Origin of the sequence: Saliphagus sp. GCM10025317 (genome assembly GCF_042663665.1) — an archaeon.
Lineage (GTDB): Archaea > Halobacteriota > Halobacteria > Halobacteriales > Natrialbaceae > Natronosalvus.
On the sequence record NZ_JBHTAQ010000007.1, the window covers coordinates 67,841 to 89,944 of the forward strand.

The window sequence follows — 22,104 nt, forward strand, 5'->3', positions numbered from 1 at the left end:
GGGAGCCTCGCCTATGGGAGAAACACCGGCCAGAGAGGGCGACGAAGAAGCCGTCGAGGACGTCCACGAGCTCAATCTCGGTCAGGCCGTCTACGACGAAGACGGGGAACAACTCGGGACCGTTCGCGGGTTCGACCTCGGCGGTTTCTTCGTCACCACTCGAGAGGGCGTCGAAGCGATGAGCGTCGAACACGCCCGCTCGGGCCACGAATTCGGCGAGGCCGAGTTGATGTGGCGCTGCATCGAGTGCGGCGAGATGGGCGAGATCAACGAAGGTCTCCCCGAGACCTGTCCGAACTGCGGCACCGAGAAGGAGAACTTGATGTACTGGACGGAAGACTGACCGCGGTCACTCCCACTCGAGACTGGCGCCGCTGCGGTACTCGGTCACCTGCGTCTCGAAGAAGTTCTTCTCCTTGTTCAGATCGACCTGTTCGGAGAGCCACGGGAAGGGGTTCTCGACCCCGTACTGGGCCGGCAGGCCGAGTTGCTCGAGGCGGCGGTCGGCGACGTGTTCGACGTACGTCGCGAACTGGTCGGGCCCCATACCGAGGATCTCGTCGGGACAGGCCTCGTGAGCGTAGACGCGCTCTAACTCGACGGCCCGGGTGATCAGGTCGATTACCTCCTCGCCGAAGTCGTCGGTCCAGGCGCCGGGGTGTTCCCGGCAGAGCTGATCGATCAGGTCGACGCCGAAGCCGACGTGGAGCGATTCGTCCCGCATGATGTACTCGAACTGCTGGCCGACGCCGACCAGTTTCTGCTGGCGCTTGAGCCCGAGCATCATGGCGAAGCCGGCGTAGAAGAAGATGCCCTCCATGATGACGTAGAAGCCGATGAGGTCCCGGAGAAATTCCCGCAGGTCGTCGTCGGTGTCGATGGTGAACGTCGGCCGATCGATGGCTCTCGTCAGGTCGACGACGAAGGCGTCTTTCTCCTCGATCGCCGGAATCCGGTCGTACATCCCGTAGAGGTACTCCGGATCGAATCCCAGCGAGTCACAGCAGTAGATGAAGGTGTCCGTGTGAATCGCCTCCTCGTAGGCCTGGCGCAGGAGGTACTGTCGGCACTCGGGGGCGGTCACGTACTCGTACAGCGCGAGGACGATGTTGTTCGCCGTGAGCGACTCCGCCGTCGAGAAGAAGCCGAGGTTCCACTCGACGAGTTGTCGTTCGGCCGCGGAGAGTTCGTCACCGTTCCACTGGGTGACGTCGTCTTGCATCGGAATTTCGGCGGGAACCCAGTTGTTGTCGACGCCGGCTTCGTAGTACGCCCGCGCCCAGTCGTACTCGATGGGGAGGATCTTGTTCGGGTCGTGTTCGCTGTCGGTGTTGATGAGTGTCATTGGCGGTGGGTACGGGTTACTGGCAGGCCTCACAGGTCGGATCGTCGAGGGAGGGGAGGTCATCCTCGGCGCTCGAGCCGTCGTCGGCGTCGCCGGGACCCGATTCGCTCCCTCCATCCTCCCGCTCGCCACGGTGCTGGGTCTTCCCGTATTCGGCCATGTCGAGGGTCGACTTCTCAATCTGGGAGGCCCCGAGCGTGCGCAGGTAGTACGTCGTTTTCAGCCCCAGTTCCCAGGCCGTTTTGTACACGTCGTCGAGCAACGTGCCGTCGGTCGACGGGAAGAAGACGTTGTGAGATATCGACTGGTCGATCCACGTCTGCCGGTGGGCCGTGAGTCGAAGCTGGTGGCGCGGGTCGATTTCGAACGCACCCTGGTACAGCGCTTTGAGGTCGTCGGGAACCGTATTAATCTCCTGGACGGAACCGTCGTGATACTTGAGCTGATCGACCAGGTCGTCGTCCCAGCACCCGCGCTCTCGCAGGTCCTCGACCAGGTGCTCGTTGACGATCGTAAAATCACCCGACATGTTCGACTTCACGTAGAGGTTCGAGTACATCGGTTCGATCGACGGCGTCGTCCCGTTGATCGTCGAGATGGTCGCCGTCGGCGCGATCGCCATCATGTTCGAGTTTCGCATGCCGTGTTCGGCGACGTGCTCGCGGACGGTCTCCCACTCGAGGGTCTCCTCGCGATCGGTCGGAATCGCCCGGCTGCGTTCGGCCTCGAGGCGGTCGACGGTATCCTGCGGCAGGAGGCCGCGGTCCCACTTCGACCCCTCGTAGGACGGATACGTTCCTCGCTCGGCGGCGAGTCTCGAGGAGTTCTGTATAGCGTGATACGATACAAATTCCTGCCAGCGGTTCGCTTTCTCGACGGCGGCCTCGCTGCCTATCGGGACTCCCAGGTCCATCAGCGCGTCGTGAAACCCCATCGTACCCAGACCGACCGGGCGATGACGGCGGTTCGAGCGCTCGGCCGCGTCGGTCGGGTAGAAACACAGGTCGACGACGTTGTCGAGCATCCGCATCGCGGTTTCGATCGTCGAGGCGAGGTGCTCGCGGTCGAGTTCGCCGTCCGCGACGTGGGTCGCGAAGTTGACGCTCCCGAGGTTGCACACGGCGTGTTCGTCGGCGCTCGTGTTCAGCGTGATCTCCGTACAGAGGTTCGAGGAGTGGACGGTACCGACGTGGTCCTGTGGAGAGCGGACGTTACACGGGTCCTTGAACGTCAGCCACGGGTGGCCGGTTTCGAACACGCGGGTGAGCAACTGCCGCCAGAGCGACTCGGCGTCGACGCGCTCGTACTGGCGGAGTTCGCCTGCGTCGGCCAGGCGCTCGTACTCTCGATATCGCTCCTCGAACGCCGCGCCCGAGCAGTCGTGCAGGTCGGCCACCTCGTCGGGACTGAACAGCGTCCACTCGCCACCGTCCTGGACGCGCTTGACGAAGAGGTCCGGGATCCACGCGGCCGTGTTCATGTCCGGGGTCCGCCGTCGCTCGTCGCCGGTGTTGCGCTTGAGGTCGACGAAGGCGGGAAAGTCGAGGTGCCAGCACGCTAGGTAGGCACAGGCCGCTCCACGACGTTTTCCGGAGCGGTTGATCGCCGCCGTCACGTCGTTGCTGATCCGGAGGAAGGGGACGACGCCAGTCGACTCGACGCCGGTCGACTCGATCAACGCACCTTCGGCCCGAACGTTCGTCCAGTCGTTGCCCAGGCCGCCGCTCCACTTCGAGAGTTGGGCGTGGTGTTTGTAGGCGTCGAAGATCCCCTCGAGGTCGTCCGGAACGGTCGTCAGGTAACACGAAGAGAGCTGTGGATGGGCTGTGCCGCTGTGAAAGAGCGTCGGCGTCGACGGCGTGAACTCGAGTTTCGAGAGCACCTCGTAGAACGCTATGGCCCGCTTCTGCGGGTCGTCCTCCTCGAGAGCGAGGCCCATCGCCACCCGCATCCAGAACGCCTGCGGTAACTCCAGTGGCTCACCTCCCTGTTCGATTCGAAGGACGTATCGCTGGACGAGCGTCTCCATCGCCATGTACTCGAGGTTCCCGTCCCGGTCGAGATCGAGCGCCTCGGCGAGTGCCTCGAGGTCGAATCGCTCGAGCAGTCGACCGTCGAGACGGTCCGCGTCGACCGCCCGCTCGAGGTTGGTCACGAACGTCGCCCGATAGGCCCGGTCGAATTCGTCCCCGGAGACATCCGCGCCGAGGACGGTTCGGTAGTACCGGTGTCGGGCGACCGTTCCGGCGATACGATCGAACGCGGGATCGCGCTCGATTCGGGCCGTGAGCGCCTGGATGACGGCCTCGTATTGCTCGTCGACCGTCGCCCCCTCGTAGAGGGAGCGATCGATTGCGTCGAGAAGCGATTCGTCCGCGAGCAGCGACGGCCCGTCGGCCGGCTGCGCGCGCTCGAGAATCGAACGGACGTCTGGAATCGATGTCTGCGTGTGGTAGCTCATTGGTGGGTTCGTAGTTCGTTGCGGAACGACGGCACCCGAAACCGGCAGCGTCGCCACTGTCGACGTGGTGCGTGGTTCCTTCGAGTCCGCGTCGCCTCCGCAGTACCGGTATCCGACCGGACTCACATAAACGCTTCCCAATGAGGTTGTAGTAGTGAAAGTTTATTTGTTTATCTGCTCCCTCGGCCTTCGCCGTCGGTGGGTTCCTCGAGTTCGTGCGCGAGTTCCCGGCGCCGGGAGCGACGCGCCTCGAGTGCCCGGTCGCGAAGGTCGGCCTCGGCCGTCGTCGGACAGCGAAGTGCCGGCACGGCCGTCGGCGTCTCCGATTCGTCGAGCGCGATGAAGGTAAAAAACGAGGTCGCCGTCTCGTTCGTTTCGCCGTGCTGGGGGCGCTCGGCACGGACGTCGACTCGGACGTCCATGCTGGTTACCCCCGTGTCGAAAACGTAGCCGGTCACGGTCACGATGTCGCCGAGCTCGATCGGCGCGATGAAGTCGACGTGGTCCATCGCGGCCGTGACCACCTGTCGTCGAGCGAACCGCCTGCCGGCGATTGCCCCACAGATGTCCATCCAGTGGAGCACGGCGCCGCCGAGTGCCCGCTCGAGGTTGTTCGTCTCGTTGGGCATCAGAATCTCGCTTACTTCGGTGTACGACGTTTGAAGGGATCTCGCCCTGCTCAAGGACCGCTCGTGGTTCATATGGCTTTCTGGAGTCCCGATCCACTAATGATTATCTGATTTGCACTAATACAAATGGACTTTATTATCGGGGGTGGAGTCTCGACGTTGACGATGATCGTCCGCACTCGATCGTCCCCCTATATCGGTACGCGATCCCTCGAGACGACAGATCCGGCGTTCAGTCGCGACTCCGGTAGTAGACGAGAAACTGGACCCCACAGCTACGGCAATTGACCCAGACTTTTCCTCCCGCGTTTGCCTCGTCGTTCACAATCTCGCTATTCTTCGGTACGATCGCAAACGCTGTTTCGTTGCACTCCGGGCACGATACTGACTTTCCGGTGGGGGTGTCGCTCACGTTTTCACCTGTTGCCGAACCTATCTGTGCTTTTCTCCCTCGGGTATAAGTAGGTGTTGGGAATTTTCTAACCCGGCCAACGTACCCTCCCTTCGAAACGACTATCAGAAAAGCGTCCAGGCTCCGCTCGTCTCGACGGACGGTGCCTCTGGCCCAATCAGCGGTCGTCTGCCAGCTCCAGTCCGCGCACGTACTCGAAGGGACGCGTGTATTCGGCCCGAATGAGGTTCTCGTCGTTGATCTCCAGCGCGAGGTCGTCGAGCTGTTCGGCGACGTGAGTGATGTCCGCGTCCTTAGCGCCGACCGCCTTGATGTGGAGGTTCTCCTGACCCGTCATCAGCTCGGTCACCTCGACGACCTGTGGGAGCGCCAGTGCCTCCTCGGCCACGGCGGACCGCTCGCTGATCCGGGTCGTACAGGTGAAGTGAAAGGAGAGCCGAAGCCCGGTCGACTGGTAATCGATGGCCGTCGTGTAGCCGGTGATGACTCCGGCCTCCTCTAATCGAGCCATCCGGTTGTGGACGGTGTTGTCGGAGACCCCGATCTCCTCGGCCAGACTGGTCGCCTTGTATCGCGCGTTTTCCTGTAACAGGTCGAGCAACTCCCTGTCTGTTTCATCGAGCGGGCACGACGCCATACTCGGCATCTCCTCTCCTTGCCAAAATTATTTCCGATCTTTTGTACTCTTGGCAAATTTACTTAGATATCTCCTATTAAATGGTGATGTGTGAGAAATATCTAACTTGGGCGCACACGCCTTAAGTGCGACTCGAGTCCGATGAGAGAATCGATCATCGACGGCGTCTCAGTTCGAGAGTCAACCCAGCGCCGATCAGCGGACCTCCCCTCGGCCCGTCCCTGCCAACGGTGACCGCCGGCACGCCGGTGAAAGTGAATCGCTGCCCGGCGAACTGACTCGCTTTCGTCTACTGCGGAGTCCCGTCATGAGGCCGGAGGGGAACCGTTTTACCCTTTCCTCGAGCCATCTCCGCTATGGACATCGTCGTCTTCGGCGCCGGCAGTCTGGGCAGCCTCGTCGGCGGCCTGCTCGCGCGCGTCCACGACGTCACGCTCGTCGCTCGAGAGCCACACGCGAGCGCCGTCGCCGAAGATGGCCTCCGGATTGCGGGCACTCTCGAGGAGACTACCCATCCGGCTGCGAGAGCCGACGGTGCCGACCTCGAGGCCGACCTCGCCGTCGTCACGGTCAAATCCTATGCCACCGAAGAGGCTGCCCGAACCCTCGCGACGGGCACGTTCGAGGCCGCACTCTCGCTGCAAAACGGTATGGGAAACGAGGAGATTCTCGCCGAGCACCTGTCGTGTCCGGTCCTCGCGGGGACGGCGACCTACGGAGCGATCCTCGAGGAACCCGGCGTCGTCACCTGCACCGGCCTCGGGGAGATCGTCCTCGGCGCTCGAGACGGCGGACCGTCGTCGGTCGCCGACCACGTTGGCGAGGCCTTCTCGCGCGCGGGACTCGAGACGACCGTCTCGTCGTCGATGCCGCACCGGTTGTGGGAGAAACTGGCCGTCAACGCCGCGATCAACCCTGCGACGGCCTTCGCCGACGCGCCCAACGGGGCCGTCCTCGAGGAACCTCTCCGGGACCTGTCGCGAGCCGCGGGGCGCGAGACGGCCCGACTCGCCCGCGCGAACGGGGTCTCGCTCGCCAACCGGGAGGCGCTCGCGGCGCTCGAGTCGGTTGCAACGGCGACGACGGCGAACACGTCGTCGATGTGCCAGGACGTTCGCGCTGGAAAACGGACGGAAATCGAGGCGATAAACGGCTACGTCTGTGACCGGGCCGCCGCCTGCGGTCTCGCCGTTCCGACGAACCGGACGCTCGCGGCGCTCGTGCGGGCATGGGAACGAGAAACGCTCGACGCGACGTAGTTAGAACGGTGCCTGGGGGCCTTCGTCGTCCTCGCCGTCGTCGACGGTCTCGCCGGGAAACGAGGGGCTCATGCCGGCGCCACCGGCGCCGTCCATACCCGTACCCGCGTGGACTTTCGTGACTTCGGGAATCTCCTTGACCATCCGGCTCTTGATCGCCTGGATCGTCATCGGGGAGATGCCACAGCCGCTGCAGGCGCCGCCGAGTTGGATGTACACCTCGCCGGTCTCGCGGTCGATCTCCTGGATGGCCGCGCTCCCGCCGTGCATCTGGATCTGTGGGAAGTTCCGTCGCAGGAAGTTCGCCACTCGCTCTTCGAGGTCGTCGCCTTCCTGGGTCTCCGTGCTCATACTCACTCGTTGGGCGTCGCCCTCCCTAAACCTTCCGTCGTCAATGTTCGGTCGACGTTTGCTCCGATCCTGTTTTAGACGCCGAACACGCGCTCGAGTTCCATCTCGATGGCCTCGACGTGAGCCTCGAGCACCGTCTCGAACCGCTCTCGGTCGACGACGACGCCGGTAATCCGGTCGTAGGGGTCGTCGGGGAGTTCGATCCAGAAGCCGTCTTCCTCGTCGTAAAATGGCTCGCTCTCGTTGAGCACCTGCTGGTCGATCGCGTGGACGAGCGAGGAGTCGTAGCGCTCGTTGATGCGGCTGAACGCGTTCTTGTAGGCCTGCTGGAGTTCGGGGAAGTAGTGGACGTACTTGTCCTCGAACTTCGCCGGGTCGAACTCGGTCATACCCGAAGAGTTGGAACTCGAGGGTATAGTACTCGTTGAATTGCTTCGTCCATGCCCCGTATGAAGATGGCGCCGGCGTCGGCCGTTTTGCCCGTCATTTCGAACTGGTAGCGCCCGGGTAAGGACTGCTGCGATGGAACGAACCGTTCCTGACGAGTCTTTGCCCGGACCGACTCTCAAAAAACACGATACGGCATGGGGCTCCTATTAAGGGTGGTTACTTACGCAAGCCCAATCCACTCGTAAGGCAGCGGCCTCCCATCGGCTGTATGTCACTGGACCACCACCCCATCCCGCACGAAGCGTTGCCGCCAGGATGGGGGCCGGCCACCGTCAGCGACGGCCGGTTCGTCTACCGCCGCCACGAGCCGTTCCTCGAGGTTCTCGCCGAGCAGACGGACGGCGATCAGGCGAATCCACGGCTCGGCCTCGGTCGGTGCTGGAAACTCCAGCTTCGCCACCAGATCGGTGAACTCGAGGTCACCGAGTCGATCGGCCACGTCTCGACGAAACGCGCAGCACTCGATGGCTTGCTCGAGTGCATGCACCAAATCCACGACACCGTCGAGACGCCCGACGATCCGATCGCCGTCCAGGCGGCGCTCGACGAGATTGATCTCGGCGACACTGTACCGGGCCCGAAGTAAGTCTCGACGGTCCTCTCTTTCTTCGAGACGAGAATTCCGCCGTTCTGTCGAGAAGGGTGTCACCGTATTTCGAGACGAAATTCCGCGACTTCAGCCGTGGGTACTCGACTCGCTTCTCCCCTCGTACAATCGAGCGAACGTCGCCAGCGGGAATCGTGTCTCGAGTCGACTCGGCGGCCGACCGCGTCCGCTCGTCTCGCCGGGATCGCTGTCGACGCGCCGGAGGATCCCGCAGTCGGCGAGTTCGTACAGAATTCGCTCGATTGTCGATGCCCGGAGGTCGACCGACGGGTGCCTGGCGAGAGTTTCGGCGACGCTGGTGACTGACTGATTTCCATCGGCCAGAACGGCCGTCAACCCGTAGAGGAGCGTCTGGCGCTCGTCAGAGAGGGAAAACACGCAAGCGAGGGAGGTACACGGGTCGGGAACGGAATCGATCGCCACGTCGAGGTGGTCGCTCGAGATGACGGTCTGGCCCGCCTCGTGTGCGACCATCGCGGCCTCGAAGACGGCCGTGAGCGCGTCGTGTACGTCGCCGTCCGCCCACGCCGCAACTGCATCGAGTTGGTCGTGAGTGATCGATCCGGACGAGAGTCCGGCGTCGACTCGGCTGGTGAGTACGTCGACGAGTGCGTGAGGCTGGTACGCGGGGACCTCGACGCTCCGATCGAAGACGACGTCGAGCGCTTCGGGAACGCGGCGTCCGACGCCGATCCAGACTGCCTCCGGCGCCGCCGTCGCGAGCCAGGATTCGACGTCATCCGTCTCGGGCGCCAGCGAATCCCCGACGTGATCGGTGACGACGACCGTCGGTGGGCTCTCTTCGAGGTGGTCTCGGATTCGCGTTCGCAACGTCTCCGTACTAACCCCGTTCGAGGGGACGGACCGCTCGTCGACGAGGGTCCCCAGCAGACACCGGTAGAACGCCCACTCGCTCGAGAGACCGCGCAAATCGACGCGGGTGATCAGCGGGAGGGCCACGTCCTGCGTCCTCGTTGCGGTGTAGAGCGCCTCGCTATCGTGTCCGCCCGCTCGTCGAAGCTGTTTCACGACGCGCGAAACGACGGCCGACTTTCCGGCGCCTTTCGGCCCCCAGACGTAGACCGTCGGCGGAAGCGCCCCCGAGAACACGGGATCGATGGCGTCGAGGAGGTGTTCGACGACCAGCCCGCGTCCCTGGATCTGGACGTTTGCGGGACAGGTAGTCGGGTCCAGTGCCGACTGGTCGTGAACGACGCTTCTGGCCGATTCCGTTCGTATCCGTCGAGTAATTCGATCGTTGATCGTCGTCATCGGATATCCGATAGTCGCCTCGAGTGAATGTTCGGCCGAAACTAGACTACTGGGACGCGACGTTGCTCGCGGCCGCCTTCGAGCCGTCGGAGTGATATCGTGCGGCCCCCGTCTCGGCATCGAAAAGGTGGATCCGATCCGAATCGACGCCGAATGTGACGGTGTCACCCGGGTTCAGGGCCGACCGGGCGGCGATCTGGAATTTCAACAACTCGCCCTCGACGTGACCGTGCAGGAGCATCGAATCGCCGAGCGGTTCGGTCACGGACACCGTCGTTCGCACGTAGCTGTCGTCGGTTCCGGTGTCTTCTTCCATGTCTTCCGGCCGGATCCCGAGGCGCAAGTCATCGCCCGCGAGCGCCTCGAGGTCGCCGGTGTCGGGCAACCGGATCCTGACGTCGCCCGAGGCGGAGGTGGCCACGTAGTGGTCGCCCTCGTCGGTCACCGTGACCGGGAGCGTGTTCATCGCCGGACTGCCGATGAACTCGGCAACGAACTGGTTCGCTGGGTAATCGTACAGCACCTGTGGCTCGGCGATCTGCTGGATTTGTCCCTCGTTCATCACGGCGACGCGGTCGCCGAGCGTCATCGCTTCGGTCTGATCGTGGGTGACGTACAGCGTCGTCGTCTCGAGTTCGTCGTGGAGCTGACTCAGTTCCGCGCGCATCTGGATCCGGAGCTTGGCGTCGAGATTCGACAGCGGCTCGTCCATCAGCAGGTAGTCCGGATCGCGAACCAGCGTTCGGCCGATGGCGACGCGCTGGCGCTCCCCGCCGGAGAGGGCCTTGGGCTTGCGCTCGAGCAGGTCCTCGATGTCGAGGATCGCCGCGGCCTCGGTGACGCGCTGTTCGATCTCCTCGTCGGTGTAGTCGCCGGCGGACTTCATGCCGAAGGTCATGTTCCGCTTGGCGGTCATGTGCGGGTAGAGCGCGTAGTTCTGGAACACCATCGCCACGTTTCGCTCCTTCGGCGGGAGGTTCGTGAGGTCGCGGCCGTTTGCCGTGATCGCCCCCTCGGTGACGGTCTCGAGGCCCGACAGCAGGCGAAGTGTGGTGGATTTCCCACAGCCCGAGGGGCCGACGAGAACGAGGAACTCGCCGTCGTTGATAGTGAGGTCGATCGAGTCGACTGCCGTTACGTCGTCGAATCGTTTGGTGACGTCGTTGAGCGTTATCGCTGTCATGGTTACTTCTGTTGGACCCCGAAGGTCTCGAGGAGCGGCTTTCTGAACAGGAGCAGTGCGAGTAGCGGCGGGACGAGCGTAATGATGGCACCGGCCATGACTATCGCCCACTGCAGCTCGCCAGCCTGGATGTCCCCGCGCAGGAGGGTGATCCCGACCTGGGTGACCTGCTGGCTCTGGGAGTTGATGATGACCAGCGGCCAGAGGTACTGGTTCCACGCGTAGATGAACATGATGACGGAGACGCCCGCGAGCATCCCCTTCGACATCGGGATCAGGACGTACGCGAGGAACTTCAGGGGGCCGATGCCGTCGAGTTTGGCCTGCTCGACGATCGACTCGGGGATCGAGTAGAAGTGCTGTCGGAGCAGGAAGACCGTCGTCGCGCTCGCGAGGTACGGAATCGTCAGCGCGAGCATGCTGTCGTACCAGCCCAGGTCCGTCACGATGTTGAACAGCGGGACGAACCGCACCGGGACCGGCAACATGAGCGTAAAGAGGATCAGCATGAACATCAGGTTCTTGAAGCGGAACCGGTAGTAGACGATAGCGAGTGCCGCCAGCAAGGAGATGGCGAGTTTCCCGACGACGATGACGATCGACATCACGAAGGAGTTGACCATGTAGATGCCGAAGTTGTAGTCGACCATCACTGTCCGATAGTTCTCGATCAGGTGACTGCCGGGCAAGAGGTCGCTGAAACTGCTGACGATCCCGACGCTCTGGGTGCTGACGACCGCCGCGATCAGGATCGGAAACGCCATCACGAAGACCGAAACCCCGAGAATTGTGTGGATGATCACTCGCTCGAGTGTCAGCCCGTCGACTACCGATTCGAACCGCGATTGTGTCGTCGATTGTGTTTTCGTGCTCACGTGTTGTCACCCGTAGTGTGCGTAGCGGTCGGAGAAGCGAAGCTGTGCGTACATCAGGATCCCGACGATCAGGAACAGGATCACCGACTGTGCAGAAGCCAGTCCGTGGTTGTTGAACTCGAACGCGTTCCGGTACAGGTCATAGATCATGATGTTCGTCGCCCCGCTGGGCCCACCCTGGGTGAGGACGTCGATGAACGCGAACGTACTGAAGAACGCGTAGATCGTGTTCATCACGGCCAGGAAGATGAGCGTCGGGGAGATCAGCGGCATGTAGACTCGGACTAGCCGCGTGGTCTTCCCGACGCCATCGAGGTCCGCTACTTCACCGAGGGCGTCGGGGACATTGTTCAGCGCGGCGATCATGAAGATCACGTTGTAGCCGATCTGCTTCCAGATGACGGCGACCGTGACGATGATGAACGCCTGTCGACCGTTCGTGAACCAGTCGACGTTGATACCGGTGACCGCCTCGATCGGCGTCGTCAACACCCCCAGACTGGGGTGGATGATGTAAAAGAAGACGATTCCGGCGACCGCCGGCGGGAGCGCGTAGGGCCAGATCGCCGCGATCAGGTACGACGACTGGCCGACGCTCGCCTCGTAGATCAGATACGAGATGACGAGCGAGATCGTCATGACGCCGACGATGACGATCGCCGAGAATAGGACTGTAATGCCGATGCTACTGTGGTACTCGCTCGAGGTGAGCAGGTATTGGTAGTTTCCCAGCCCCGTCCAGACCCGAACCGATCCGAACCGGAGCGTCTCGAACAGACTCAGGTGTCCAGCCCGAATCGCCGGGTAGTACAGGAAGACGAGGGAGACGACCAGCGTCGGGAGCAACAACAGATACGCCCCCCACGAACGATTGTATATTTCTCGTGTCATGTTAAAAACGGAAGCCGGCAGCGTTCCTTACTGACCCGAAACGCGGTCGTAGCGCTCGAGTTCCTCCTTGACGTCCTCTTTCATGCTCGCGAGGCCGTCCTCGACGCTCACGTCACCGGAGAAGATTTCCTGCGAGCGCTCCTGGACTCGCAACTGAACCTCGCGTGCGGGCCCGACGAGCATTCGGAGCGTTGCGGGCGTCGTCTCGGATTCGAGCAGTTGGTCGAACGCCGTCGCGTAGTGGGGGTTGTCCTCGAACCAGCCGTCGTCCTCGAGCTGGCTGATTGCCTCCTGGCGAATTGGGTAGTAGCCGCTGCCCTTGTGCCACTCGATCTGGTTCTCGATGGAACTCAATTCCTCGAGCAACCCGGCGACTTCCTCCTCGCGCTCGTCGCTCATCTGGTTGCTCACCCACAGTGACGCCCCACCGATGACCACGCCGGTGCGGTCCTCGGTGGGCGACGGGTGGTAGCCCGTCCCGAGCTCGAACGTGTCGACGTCTTCCTCGTCGATCTCTTCGTTGTCCTCGACGTCGCCCTGAGCGCCCGAAAGGGTCGCCTCGACGGCGGCCGTCGAGTCGAGTTTCATCGCGACCTCACCGGTCAGGAACGCGCTTCGAGCCTCGCCCCAGGCCTCGATGCCGGAGTTGAGGAACAGGTCGTCCTCGTACATTCCCTGCCACCACGACCAGAGGTCGCGAGCGAAGTCGGTGTCCGTATGGATCGTCGTCGGCGAGCCCGCGTGGCCGTTCTCCTCATCGAGGAGCAGTTCGTCCGCCAGCGAGTAGAACGTCTCGACGAACCAGACGTGGTTGGGCCACGTGATCCCGTAGTTCGCGGCGCCGGAGTCGACGATTGCTTCGGAGTAGTCGCGGACGTCCTCGAGCGTTTCGGGCGGCTGTTCGGGATCGAGACCGGCCTCCTCGAACGCGTCCTTGTTGTAGTAAAGGATCGCGTTCGAGTTGTTGAACGGCATCGAGTTCAGCTGGCCGTCGACGACGAAGAAGTCCTGCACTGCACTGACGAGGTCGTCGGTCGGAAAGTCGTCACCAAGCAGCTCCGACACCGGCTGGGTCGCCTCGGTGTCGAGCACCTGCTGGTTGTGCAGGCTGTCGATCATGACGACGTCCGGCATTTCGTCGGCCTCGATGGAGCTGAACAGGCTGTTCAGCGTCTCTTCGTAGCTTCCCTGGTACTCCGCCTGGCCGTCGGCACCCTCGTACCCCTCGACCATGTCGTTGAGCAGGTCACCCGAACCGCCGCCCATCGCGTGCCAGAACGTGAGCTGTTCGTTACCCTCGCTCTCGTCTCCGCCCATCAGATCGCCGAGACACCCCGCGAGGCCGAGTGCACCTGTCGCCGCCGTCCCTGCGAGTACGGATCGCCGTGACTTCTCGTTACTCATAAACAACAATTATGGATCAATCACATTTATAGATTTGGATGATTGTCCTATTTACCTTCCTTCACGGTCAGAAAACCACGACCAGGATCAATTATTTACCGCCGTCAACTCGGTGGTCGTAACTACTACTACTGTTCTTTATATATCTCTCGGGATGAGACGGTTACTCACTGGTCGGGAATCGTCACTCGAAAACCGTCTCGATCTCCCCGAGCGACTCGAGTACGTATGCCGGTTCGATCGACGACTGCTCGAGATCCTCACGGTCAGTCACGCCGGAGAGAACGAGCACCGAGGTCATTCCGGCTTGCTGTCCCATCACCACGTCTGTCTCGAGACGATCTCCCACGACGAGACACCGCTCAGGATCGACGCCGAGGCGGTCGGCGGCGATCGCAACGGCGATACTGGAGGGTTTACCGAGGACGCGATCGAGTTCACGACCGGTGAGCCCTTCGATCGCGCCGATCATCGCGGCAGCGTCCGGAATCTCCCCGCCTTCGACGGGGCAGGTGCGATCGGGGTTGGTCGCGTAGAACGCGGGATCGTTCTCGAACGCGACGAGAGCGTCCCTCAAATCGTCGTAGGAGAAAGCCCGGTCCATCGACGCGAGGACGACCGTGGCCTCAGCGGGATCGGCTGTGACGGGAACTCCCGCGGCCTCGAGCTCGGCGACGAGGGGATCTTCGCCGACGACGAACGTCGGTTCGCCTAGGTGCGTCTCGGCCAGGAAGTCGCCGGCAATCGCCGCCGAATTGATCACGTCCTCGCGAACGACGTCGATGCCGAACGATCGCAACCGCTCGACGTAGACGGCCCGTCGTTTGATCGGGTTGTTCGTCAAGAAGACAGTCGACACGCCCGCCGCTCGCAGTCGTTCGACCGCAGCTACGGCTCCCTCGAGAGCGCTACCGCCGCGGTACACCGTTCCGTCGAGGTCGATGATCGCTCCCTCGTACCTCGTCTTCATCGTGGTCGCCTTGCGGGTCGGCGAACCCCGTTCTGTTGCCAGTAATTCATTACGACTACTCCTCTTTCACGAGTAATAATATGTATCTTGTCCGCATCTATGTCTGTCTATATAGGTAACTGCAGACGGACGGAACGAATTCCGCTGATGCCAGTTCTACAGATGAGCAAAGCGAGTGCCTCGGGGCTTGACCCCGAGGCGGTTCATGCCCAGCGACTCGAGTCGTGTCTCCGCGGACGAGAACGGCCAACCAGCACTCTCCTGCTCACGCATGTTAATGAGTCTCGGCGATGAATGATCGACCGATGGCTCCCTACCCGCGACGGGCCGTCCTCGGCAAACTGGCGGCAGGGTGCGGTGTCGGACTCGTCGCCGGGAATATTTCGCTGACCCGCCCAGCGTCGCGACGCGGTGACCACCAGCCGCGTCTCATCGCCCACCGCGGCTGCACCGACGAGGCCCCCGAGAACACGCTCCCCGCAGTCAGGCGGGCTGGTCGGACCGTCGACGCGGTCGAGGTCGACGTCCGTCGGGCCGGGTCGGGCGAACTCGTCGCGATCCACGACGCGACGGTCGATCACGTTACCGGTGCCAGCGGTGCCGTCGACGCCCTCTCCCTGGAGGAATTACAGTCACTATCGGTCAGTGGGACCGACGCGTCGATTCCGACCCTCGAGTCGCTGTTCGAAGCGGTCCCCGACTCGACCGACTTCGTGTTCGAACTCAAAACGTCGGGGTTGGTCGACGACGTGCTCTCGCTTGCCGACGACCACCCCCACGAGGTATTGCTATCTTCCTTCGATTCCTCCATCGTCGCCGCCGCGACCGACGCGGGAGCGGACACCGCCCTGGTCGTCAGGGAGACCTTGATCGGCAGGGGATTTCGCGGCGTCGCCGCGAGCGACGTCCCTCTCTATCCGCGCCAGCCCGTCGGGGATTTTCTCGAGACGGCGCTGTCCCTCGAGTGCCGGGCGATCCACCCGCGCCTCGAACTCTGTCTCGAGACTGACTTGGTCGCACGCGCACACGAGAACGGATTACTCGTCGAACCGTGGACGATCACAACTGCCGATCAGGCGACTGATCTCGCCGCGGTCGGCGTCGACGGACTCATCACCGACCGGTGTACGGCGCTCTTCTGACCGTTCTCGACGGATCGCCGTTTTCCCCTGCCGCCACGATTTCTGTATATCGTTATTTGATTTATGGTCGCTCGAGAGAGGCGTGAGAGCTGAATAGAACTTCCGGCGGTTGTCTCGGTGACCGACTCTGTCCGCTCTTCGTCCCTCGGGGTCGCCATGGACGTTCCCTGAATACGTCACCCACTCCCTCTTCGGTCGGGATCTCGCGCTTTCTTCGGCCTCGCTCGAAGAACACTGCGAAACCGACCAGTCCGCCTGCGGCAGATCGCGACGGCACGTCCACCTTCGATATCGTCGCTACGGAGCTCGTCTCGTAGTCGCCGGCGAATGGTGTCCGTACGAGTCGTCGATTCGAACACAGCGGTTCGCTCGAGTGTCCGTCGGTTTATCGACTGATCTCGACGAGGAATGGAAACGGAGCAGTCCGTCCAGGACACCGTCTCCTCGCACGTGGCACATCAAACTGGCCCTCGAGTCCACGACCCCGTCATTCCGAGAGGCTGGTATGCGGCCCGGGTGTGTCGCTATTGCGCTTGAGTCCCTGACTTTTCTCGTCGATCGACTTCGCTCGATGACGGTGGGATCAGCATGGTTCGGTGTCTCGGCCCTTTCTGATCTCGAGGCGACGTTGGGTGCATCCTCGGGGCGCACAGTATCGACCGCTTTCGCGTCCTCGAGCGGGTCCCCTCTGACGGCGGCATTCGAATGTAAGCTGTCAGGTCCAGATAAAGCCGATTTCCGGGTGCTCGAGGGCTCGTACGGAGGATTTGCTACGAGTACCGATGCCCATTATATACTGCATAACGATATATGGAATTAGTCGAACGTGGGCAGTCGGTTCACTGAAGCGGCACCGAACCGCCAGATGTCGGTGTTCTCGTATCCTGGAGTAGAAGGCTTATAACGCGCAACCGGCTATCTTTCATCGAGAGCTACTCTCCTCGTATGTCCGCTCACATCCCCTTCGCCATCGACTTTCACGTCCACTCGGAGTCCTCCTACGACGGACACGAGCCCCTCGAGCTCATCCTCGAGCACGCGGCAGACATCGGTCTCGACGGCGTCGTCATCACCGACCACGACGAAATCGATGCGTCCCTTGAAGCGGCCGAACTCGCCTCACGCTACGGGCTCGTTGGAATCCCCGGCGTCGAGGTGTCGACGGCACAGGGCCACCTCCTCGCGATCGGCGTCGAGGAGCGACCCGAACCGGGTCGGCCGTTCCAGACGACCGTCGAACGGGTTCGCGAACTCGGCGGCCTCGCCATCGTTCCCCACCCCTTCCAGCGAAGTCGCCACGGGGTTCGGCGGCGCCACATCCTCGACGTGGACGCCATCGAGGTGTACAACTCGATGCTCTTTACGGGCTACCAGAACCGTCGAGCGCGGCGGTTCGCTCGGCGACGCGAGTACCCGAAGGTCGGCGGCAGCGACGCTCACTACCTCCCGAACGTCGGCCGCGCGTACACCGAGGTGATCGTGACGAGTACCGACGAGGACGTCACCAGGGCGACCATCGACGGCGACCACCTCGTCGACGCCATTCTCGAGGGTCGAACGCGCATCCAGGGGAAACGGACGCCGATCCGAAAGAGCACCGTCCAGTACGCGAAGGGTGCGGTGCGAAAATCGTCGTACGTGATCACGAAGCGAACGCCGCTGATACCGACGGTGCCGGCGTCGATGGATCGCTCACAGTAGCTGTCGGGGTGGAACTCGCGTCAGTTCTCAGCTGTCAGTTACCAGCTATCAGCCATCAGTTATCGCCGAGTTGCTCGCCGACGATGGCGTCGGCGTGCTCGACGAACTCCTCTTGCTTCCCTGCGGGTACCGTCGCCCCGGCCGCGACGTCGTGTCCACCGCCGTCCCCGCCGACTGCCCGGGACGCCTCGCCCATCACGACCGAGAGGTCGAGCCCCTTTCTGACGAGGCTGTGAGTCCCGCGGGCGGATACTTTGACCTCTTCGTCGTTCTTGTTCGCAAACGCAAAGATGGGCATGGACCGGCTAATGCCGGCGTTGCCGACGGCCATTCCGGCGACGATGCCGACGATGGTCTCACGGATGCGGTCGCCCGCGTCGAACCACTGGACGTGGTCCTCCCTGGTGACGCCCTCCCTGGTTACGAGGTCGATGCCGTTCGAGAGGTTGCGGCGGTGTTCCCTGAGTAACTGTCGGGCGCGCTCGAGGGCTTCGCCTCGATCACCGAGGCAGACCCCGAGACCCACGTCGGCGCGCTCGTAGCGAGCGGTGGCGTTGAGCAGCGTCGAGAACTCGCTGGCGTCCCGAAGTTCAGTACCCACGGGCTCCGCCGCGAGGACGTAGCTCGTGCCCACGAGGTCGTCGATCTTGTGCGCCGGGACGCCGCTGGTGACGGCCTTCTTGACGAGTGCGCTCGCGACGGTCTGTTTCTCCTCGCTCGTGAGAGTTGCCCAGCAGCGCCACTCGCCGTCGCGTTTCAACTCGAGGTCGAGGCCGTCCAGGAAGCGGAGCGCGCCATTGCCGTCGTTCGAAATTCCCGGAATGTCGACGTCGCTCGCGTACTCGAGCAATTTCGGGAGGGGACGGGTCTGTTTCCCGTAGAGGGCGAGGTCGGTCGCGGTCTCGAGGACGCCGGCCTCGACGCCCTCGGCGACGATCTTCGCGTTGGCGCCGTGGAGTTCGCCGCCGGAGGCCTGCATGTCGCCGACGGCGCCGACGACGGCCAACGCGGCGAGGTCGCGGTTGTCCGCTCGCGCGGTGGCCGCGCCGCCGTCCGTTGCCGTCGGCTCTCCTGCCGTTTCGGCTGCCCCAGCCGTTCCGGATCTCTCGCCGGCTTCCGCGAGCGCCCGCGCGAGGACGTAACTCGCGCCGGCACCCGAGAGTTCGGAGGCGCCGTTGATGCCGAACAGGAGGGGGTTGAGGTGGTAGGCCGTGTCGGCCTCCGCGGGCTGGTGGTGGTCGGCGATGACCGGCGTGAAGTCGCCGGCGTCCTCGTGGTCGGCGATGACGTCGAGCTGGCCGCTCCCGAAGTCAGTGAACAGCACGGTGTCGTAGTCGGTGTCGGCGATGGCGCCGATCGCCTCGGCGTCGAGTTGCTTCTCGAAGACTGTCTCGAAGGGCAGCCCCGCTCGTTCGAGGGCGCTCGCGGCGACTGCGGCGCTCGTCAGTCCGTCGGCGTCGATGTGGGAGGCGAGGAGCACGCGGTCGCACTCGAGCAGGTGCTCGGCGCAGGCGGTGGCGCGTTCCTCGAGGGCGGGGATCGGGCCTGCCATCGTATCGGTTGGTGGTTGGGTCGGCTTCCGGGATAAACCTGCGGGTGGCCCACTCCTGAAGCCGAACTCGGCGGCGGGCCGCCTCGAGCCTCCCGACGCGAGAGTCTCAACGGTTATCACCCGTCCGTCCCTGGTCGCGAACGATGGTGCTCTGGCGCGACCTGCTCAGGTGGAGTGCGTACGCGGCAATCGCCGGGCTGACCCTGCTCGTGCCCGCGTTGCTCCTCGAGTTCGGTTACACGCACGGCCGGTTCGCCCTCCTCGCGACGCTCGTCCTCTCGGGGTGGGTCGGCGGATACGCCGTTCGTACCGGTCGAACCAGGCTCGCGTACCTGGGCGCGCTCGGCCTGGTGATCTTCTCGATCTGGGACGACGTGATCCAGCTTGCGGCGCTCCCGGCCGCGGTGCTGGTCGTACTCGGTGCACTCGCGTCGCGGCCTGCGAGCGAGTTGGCGGGCGACAGCGAGTGACGACTGACCGGTGAGGGTCGCTTCGATACCCTTTACCACCTTCGTTCCGAAACTTCGTCCCATGAGTTCCGTTCTCACACGCTCGGAGATCGAGGAGGAGTACACCTGGGATCTCGAGAGCATCTACGCCACCGACGACGACTGGGAGGACGCCTACGAGGCGGCGACGGACCAGGTCGAGGACCTGGCCGCCTACGAGGGTCAGACGGTCGACGACGCCGAGACGTTGCTCGAGATTCTCGAACTGCGCGACCGGCTCATGCGCCAGATCTCGACGATCGCCGCCTACGCCCGGATGCGAAGCGACGAGGACACGACGAACCAGGAGTACCAGGCCCTGAGCGCACGGGCGCAGTCGCTGGCTGCCGACGCCCAGTCCACGGCCTCGTTCATCGAGCCGGAACTGCAGGAACTGACCCGAGAGGACTTCGAAGCCATGGTCGAGGACGAACCCGACCTCGAGACCTACGCCCACTACGTCGACGACGTGTTGCGGATGAAACCGCACACGCGTTCGGCCGAGGTGGAGGCGCTGCTGGCCGATCTGAGCGAAGTCACCGGCGCACCTGGGGAAGTCTACAGCATGCTCTCGAACGCTGACATGGGCTTTCCGACGGTCGAGGACCCGGACGGCGAACCCGTCGAGATTACCCAGAGCAACTTCGTCAACCTGCTCAAGCGACCCGACCGCGACTTCCGCCAGCGCGTCTACGAGGCCTACTTCGACGAGTGGGAGTCGGTCCGCAACACCGTCGCCGCTTCCTACAAGAACAGCGTGAAGGCCGACGTCAAACTCGCCCGGGCCCGAAACTACGAGACCGCCCGCGAGGCGGCCCTCGACGGCCCTAACGTCCCCGTCGAGGTCTACGACACGCTCGTCGACAGCGTCCACGACAACCTCGAGCACCTCCACCGTCACGCCGACCTCAAGCGCGAGGCGCTCGATGTCGACGAACTCCGAATGTGGGACGTCTACATGCCGCTCACGGGTGAAGAAGGGCCGGACGTCGAGTACGACGACGCCGCCCAGTACGTCGTCGACGCCGTTGCCCCCCTGGGCGAGGAGTACCAGTCCCGCGTCGCCGAAGGGCTGGAGTCCCGGTGGGTCGACGTCTACGAGAACGAGGGCAAGCGCACGGGCGCCTACTCCGGGGGCACCTACGACACCCAGCCGTTCATCCTGATGAACTACCAGGACGACGTCGCCTCGATGTACACGCTGGCCCACGAACTCGGTCACTCGATGCACTCGGAACTGACGAAAGAAGAACAGCCCTACATCTACTCGGGCTACGAGATTTTCACCGCCGAGGTCGCGAGCACGGTCAACGAGGCTCTGTTGACCCACCACCTGCTCGAGACCGTCGAGGACCCAGAATTCCGCAAGGCTATCCTCAACGAGTTCTTAGAGCGGGTGCGCTCGACGCTGTACCGCCAGACGCTCTTCGCCGAGTTCGAACACGAGGCGCACGAACTCGAGGAGGCGGGCGAACCGCTGACGGCTGACCGCCTCGACGAACTGTACGGCGACCTCAAGGCCCAGTACTACGAACCCGCCGAGATGGACGACCGGATCCCCCGCGAGTGGATGCGCATCCCGCACTTCTACCGCGCGTTTTACGTCTACCAGTACTCGACGGGCATCTCCGCGGCGCTCGCCATCGCCGACGACATCGTCGAGAACGGTGCCGACGCAGCCGAGGACTACCTCGCGTTCCTCCGTCGGGGTTCCCGGGAGTACCCCCTCGAGTTGCTCGAAATCGCCGGCGTCGACATGCGCTCGTCGGAACCGATCGACCGGGCGCTGTCGACCTATCGCGACCGCTTAGAGGAACTGGACGCCCTGCTCGAGTGAGGGCGCCGAGGTAATGTCTCCGGTTTGGCCGACCGATCCGGCTCATCTGAACCCAATCCAATCACCAGCGGCGGAGTCCGTTCGCGAGGTGGGACGTGACAAGAAACGGGTCATAGCTCCTTCTGCATGTGCAACACGTCGAACGGCGCCCCCTCGAGTTCCCGAACCCGCACGTCGCGGTAGCCGCGTCGGCGGTAGATTTCGGGGAGAAACGGGTGGCCGGCGAACGTCCGCAATCGCATGCGGCCGTGGTCTTCCCCTCGGGCGAGCGCCTCGACGTGATCGATCAGCCCGCTGGCGATGCCCCGACCTCGAGCGCGGGGCGGCACGGCCAGGCGACCGAATTCGGGGGCGTCGGGGTCGTACTTCCCTTCGTCACGGTAACGAATAGCGCCGACGAGTTTGCCGCCGGCCGGACGGTCGTCAGCTCTGCCGTCGGGGTCCGCTCTACTGGCGACCGCGACGAATATGCGTCCCTCCCGGATCCAGTCCTCGAGAGCCGCGCGGTCGGCGTGCGCCGCTCGCGAGGGAAATCCGAGGTCGACGTTGGTCGCGTAAGCGTCCCGGTAGAGGCGCGCCAGCGTCGGGGCGTCGGCGAGCGTCGCCGGGCGGATGGACGCGGAGGTCACACGTCGTGA

The 22,104-nt window shown here is 63.5% G+C and carries 21 protein-coding genes; 7 read left to right on the forward strand and 14 right to left on the reverse strand.

Annotation, left to right across the window (positions count from 1 at the left end; genetic code table 11):
* Positions 1 to 13 precede the first annotated feature (13 nt).
* Positions 14 to 343: a TFIIB-type zinc ribbon-containing protein gene (locus tag ACFQS4_RS14920; protein ID WP_500193887.1), complete on the forward strand. Its 330-nt coding sequence runs from the start codon at positions 14 to 16 to the stop codon at positions 341 to 343.
* A 6-nt stretch (positions 344 to 349) separates the two neighbouring features.
* On the opposite strand, the gene ACFQS4_RS14925 is transcribed toward ACFQS4_RS14920, so the two are convergent.
* The 4 genes from ACFQS4_RS14925 to ACFQS4_RS14940 form a co-directional block, all read right to left on the reverse strand.
* Positions 350 to 1,345, reverse strand: coding sequence for a ribonucleotide-diphosphate reductase subunit beta (locus tag ACFQS4_RS14925; protein WP_500193890.1), 996 nt, complete (start codon positions 1,343 to 1,345; stop codon positions 350 to 352).
* A 16-nt stretch (positions 1,346 to 1,361) separates the two neighbouring features.
* Positions 1,362 to 3,806, reverse strand: a complete 2,445-nt coding sequence (locus ACFQS4_RS14930) for a ribonucleoside-diphosphate reductase subunit alpha (RefSeq protein ID WP_500193893.1) — start codon at positions 3,804 to 3,806, stop codon at positions 1,362 to 1,364.
* A gap of 170 nt (positions 3,807 to 3,976) precedes the next feature.
* The gene (locus tag ACFQS4_RS14935) at positions 3,977 to 4,507 is read right to left on the reverse strand and encodes an acyl-CoA thioesterase (RefSeq protein ID WP_500193895.1); all 531 of its coding nucleotides are present in this window, start codon (positions 4,505 to 4,507) and stop codon (positions 3,977 to 3,979) included.
* 497 nt (positions 4,508 to 5,004) lie between these two features.
* Positions 5,005 to 5,484, reverse strand: coding sequence for an Lrp/AsnC family transcriptional regulator (locus ACFQS4_RS14940; RefSeq protein ID WP_500193898.1), 480 nt, complete (start codon positions 5,482 to 5,484; stop codon positions 5,005 to 5,007).
* A gap of 356 nt (positions 5,485 to 5,840) precedes the next feature.
* On the opposite strand from ACFQS4_RS14940, the gene ACFQS4_RS14945 reads away from it, so the two are divergent.
* Positions 5,841 to 6,743 carry a ketopantoate reductase family protein gene (locus ACFQS4_RS14945; protein WP_500193901.1) on the forward strand — a complete coding sequence of 301 codons (903 nt, stop codon included), beginning with the start codon at positions 5,841 to 5,843 and terminating at the stop codon, positions 6,741 to 6,743.
* Here ACFQS4_RS14945 and ACFQS4_RS14950 read toward each other — a convergent pair whose 3' ends face one another.
* Both ACFQS4_RS14950 and ACFQS4_RS14955 read right to left on the reverse strand, forming a co-directional pair.
* Positions 6,744 to 7,094, reverse strand: coding sequence for a NifU family protein (locus ACFQS4_RS14950; protein ID WP_253431339.1), 351 nt, complete (start codon positions 7,092 to 7,094; stop codon positions 6,744 to 6,746). It abuts the gene before it with no gap.
* 74 nt (positions 7,095 to 7,168) lie between these two features.
* On the reverse strand, positions 7,169 to 7,483 hold the full coding sequence (locus tag ACFQS4_RS14955) for a DUF5783 family protein (protein ID WP_500193904.1): 315 nt from the start codon (positions 7,481 to 7,483) through the stop codon (positions 7,169 to 7,171).
* Between the two features lie 269 nt (positions 7,484 to 7,752).
* On the opposite strand from ACFQS4_RS14955, the gene ACFQS4_RS14960 reads away from it, so the two are divergent.
* Positions 7,753 to 8,130, forward strand: coding sequence for a hypothetical protein (locus ACFQS4_RS14960; RefSeq protein ID WP_500193907.1), 378 nt, complete (start codon positions 7,753 to 7,755; stop codon positions 8,128 to 8,130).
* 90 nt (positions 8,131 to 8,220) lie between these two features.
* Here the strand turns inward: ACFQS4_RS14960 and ACFQS4_RS14965 are convergent, their stop codons facing one another.
* The 6 genes from ACFQS4_RS14965 to ACFQS4_RS14990 form a co-directional block, all read right to left on the reverse strand.
* Positions 8,221 to 9,423: a Cdc6/Cdc18 family protein gene (locus tag ACFQS4_RS14965; protein WP_500193909.1), complete on the reverse strand. Its 1,203-nt coding sequence runs from the start codon at positions 9,421 to 9,423 to the stop codon at positions 8,221 to 8,223.
* Between the two features lie 46 nt (positions 9,424 to 9,469).
* Positions 9,470 to 10,606, reverse strand: a complete 1,137-nt coding sequence (locus ACFQS4_RS14970) for an ABC transporter ATP-binding protein (RefSeq protein WP_500193911.1) — start codon at positions 10,604 to 10,606, stop codon at positions 9,470 to 9,472.
* Between the two features lie 2 nt (positions 10,607 to 10,608).
* Positions 10,609 to 11,481, reverse strand: coding sequence for a carbohydrate ABC transporter permease (locus ACFQS4_RS14975; RefSeq protein WP_500193913.1), 873 nt, complete (start codon positions 11,479 to 11,481; stop codon positions 10,609 to 10,611).
* A 6-nt stretch (positions 11,482 to 11,487) separates the two neighbouring features.
* Entirely contained in the window at positions 11,488 to 12,372 is an 885-nt protein-coding gene (locus ACFQS4_RS14980) for a carbohydrate ABC transporter permease (protein ID WP_500193916.1), read from the reverse strand.
* Between the two features lie 27 nt (positions 12,373 to 12,399).
* Positions 12,400 to 13,638: an ABC transporter substrate-binding protein gene (locus ACFQS4_RS14985; protein ID WP_500196614.1), complete on the reverse strand. Its 1,239-nt coding sequence runs from the start codon at positions 13,636 to 13,638 to the stop codon at positions 12,400 to 12,402.
* 322 nt (positions 13,639 to 13,960) lie between these two features.
* Positions 13,961 to 14,746, reverse strand: coding sequence for an HAD-IIA family hydrolase (locus ACFQS4_RS14990; protein WP_500193919.1), 786 nt, complete (start codon positions 14,744 to 14,746; stop codon positions 13,961 to 13,963).
* Positions 14,747 to 15,051: 305 nt separating this feature from the next.
* Here ACFQS4_RS14990 and ACFQS4_RS14995 point away from each other — a divergent pair, with 305 nt between their 5' ends.
* Positions 15,052 to 15,888: a glycerophosphodiester phosphodiesterase gene (locus tag ACFQS4_RS14995; RefSeq protein WP_500193921.1), complete on the forward strand. Its 837-nt coding sequence runs from the start codon at positions 15,052 to 15,054 to the stop codon at positions 15,886 to 15,888.
* Positions 15,889 to 16,833: 945 nt separating this feature from the next.
* Positions 16,834 to 17,589: a CehA/McbA family metallohydrolase gene (locus ACFQS4_RS15000; RefSeq protein WP_500193923.1), complete on the forward strand. Its 756-nt coding sequence runs from the start codon at positions 16,834 to 16,836 to the stop codon at positions 17,587 to 17,589.
* 55 nt (positions 17,590 to 17,644) lie between these two features.
* Here ACFQS4_RS15000 and recJ read toward each other — a convergent pair whose 3' ends face one another.
* Positions 17,645 to 19,141 (reverse strand): RecJ family nuclease, encoded by a 1,497-nt coding sequence (recJ, locus tag ACFQS4_RS15005; RefSeq protein ID WP_500193925.1) that lies wholly within the window; start codon positions 19,139 to 19,141, stop codon positions 17,645 to 17,647.
* A 143-nt stretch (positions 19,142 to 19,284) separates the two neighbouring features.
* Here recJ and ACFQS4_RS15010 point away from each other — a divergent pair, with 143 nt between their 5' ends.
* Both ACFQS4_RS15010 and pepF read left to right on the forward strand, forming a co-directional pair.
* Entirely contained in the window at positions 19,285 to 19,611 is a 327-nt protein-coding gene (locus tag ACFQS4_RS15010) for a hypothetical protein (RefSeq protein WP_500193927.1), read from the forward strand.
* A gap of 61 nt (positions 19,612 to 19,672) precedes the next feature.
* Positions 19,673 to 21,466 carry an oligoendopeptidase F gene (gene pepF, locus ACFQS4_RS15015; protein WP_500193929.1) on the forward strand — a complete coding sequence of 598 codons (1,794 nt, stop codon included), beginning with the start codon at positions 19,673 to 19,675 and terminating at the stop codon, positions 21,464 to 21,466.
* A gap of 110 nt (positions 21,467 to 21,576) precedes the next feature.
* Here the strand turns inward: pepF and ACFQS4_RS15020 are convergent, their stop codons facing one another.
* The gene (locus ACFQS4_RS15020; RefSeq protein ID WP_500193932.1) at positions 21,577 to 22,095 is read right to left on the reverse strand and encodes a GNAT family N-acetyltransferase; all 519 of its coding nucleotides are present in this window, start codon (positions 22,093 to 22,095) and stop codon (positions 21,577 to 21,579) included.
* Between the last annotated feature and the right edge of the window lie 9 nt (positions 22,096 to 22,104).

What these genes read in the sequence shown, in the direction of transcription:
- ACFQS4_RS14920 (WP_500193887.1), top strand. Translation starts at nt 14, where the DNA reads ATGGGAGAAACACCGGCCAGAGAGGGCGACGAAGAAGCCGTCGAGGAC.
- ACFQS4_RS14925 (WP_500193890.1), bottom strand. Translation starts at nt 1,345, where the DNA reads ATGACACTCATCAACACCGACAGCGAACACGACCCGAACAAGATCCTC.
- ACFQS4_RS14930 (WP_500193893.1), bottom strand. Translation starts at nt 3,806, where the DNA reads ATGAGCTACCACACGCAGACATCGATTCCAGACGTCCGTTCGATTCTC.
- ACFQS4_RS14935 (WP_500193895.1), bottom strand. Translation starts at nt 4,507, where the DNA reads ATGAACCACGAGCGGTCCTTGAGCAGGGCGAGATCCCTTCAAACGTCG.
- ACFQS4_RS14940 (WP_500193898.1), bottom strand. Translation starts at nt 5,484, where the DNA reads ATGGCGTCGTGCCCGCTCGATGAAACAGACAGGGAGTTGCTCGACCTG.
- ACFQS4_RS14945 (WP_500193901.1), top strand. Translation starts at nt 5,841, where the DNA reads ATGGACATCGTCGTCTTCGGCGCCGGCAGTCTGGGCAGCCTCGTCGGC.
- ACFQS4_RS14950 (WP_253431339.1), bottom strand. Translation starts at nt 7,094, where the DNA reads ATGAGCACGGAGACCCAGGAAGGCGACGACCTCGAAGAGCGAGTGGCG.
- ACFQS4_RS14955 (WP_500193904.1), bottom strand. Translation starts at nt 7,483, where the DNA reads ATGACCGAGTTCGACCCGGCGAAGTTCGAGGACAAGTACGTCCACTAC.
- ACFQS4_RS14960 (WP_500193907.1), top strand. Translation starts at nt 7,753, where the DNA reads ATGTCACTGGACCACCACCCCATCCCGCACGAAGCGTTGCCGCCAGGA.
- ACFQS4_RS14965 (WP_500193909.1), bottom strand. Translation starts at nt 9,423, where the DNA reads ATGACGACGATCAACGATCGAATTACTCGACGGATACGAACGGAATCG.
- ACFQS4_RS14970 (WP_500193911.1), bottom strand. Translation starts at nt 10,606, where the DNA reads ATGACAGCGATAACGCTCAACGACGTCACCAAACGATTCGACGACGTA.
- ACFQS4_RS14980 (WP_500193916.1), bottom strand. Translation starts at nt 12,372, where the DNA reads ATGACACGAGAAATATACAATCGTTCGTGGGGGGCGTATCTGTTGTTG.
- ACFQS4_RS14985 (WP_500196614.1), bottom strand. Translation starts at nt 13,638, where the DNA reads ATGGGCGGCGGTTCGGGTGACCTGCTCAACGACATGGTCGAGGGGTAC.
- ACFQS4_RS14990 (WP_500193919.1), bottom strand. Translation starts at nt 14,746, where the DNA reads ATGAAGACGAGGTACGAGGGAGCGATCATCGACCTCGACGGAACGGTG.
- ACFQS4_RS14995 (WP_500193921.1), top strand. Translation starts at nt 15,052, where the DNA reads ATGGCTCCCTACCCGCGACGGGCCGTCCTCGGCAAACTGGCGGCAGGG.
- ACFQS4_RS15000 (WP_500193923.1), top strand. Translation starts at nt 16,834, where the DNA reads ATGTCCGCTCACATCCCCTTCGCCATCGACTTTCACGTCCACTCGGAG.
- recJ (WP_500193925.1), bottom strand. Translation starts at nt 19,141, where the DNA reads ATGGCAGGCCCGATCCCCGCCCTCGAGGAACGCGCCACCGCCTGCGCC.
- ACFQS4_RS15010 (WP_500193927.1), top strand. Translation starts at nt 19,285, where the DNA reads ATGGTGCTCTGGCGCGACCTGCTCAGGTGGAGTGCGTACGCGGCAATC.
- pepF (WP_500193929.1), top strand. Translation starts at nt 19,673, where the DNA reads ATGAGTTCCGTTCTCACACGCTCGGAGATCGAGGAGGAGTACACCTGG.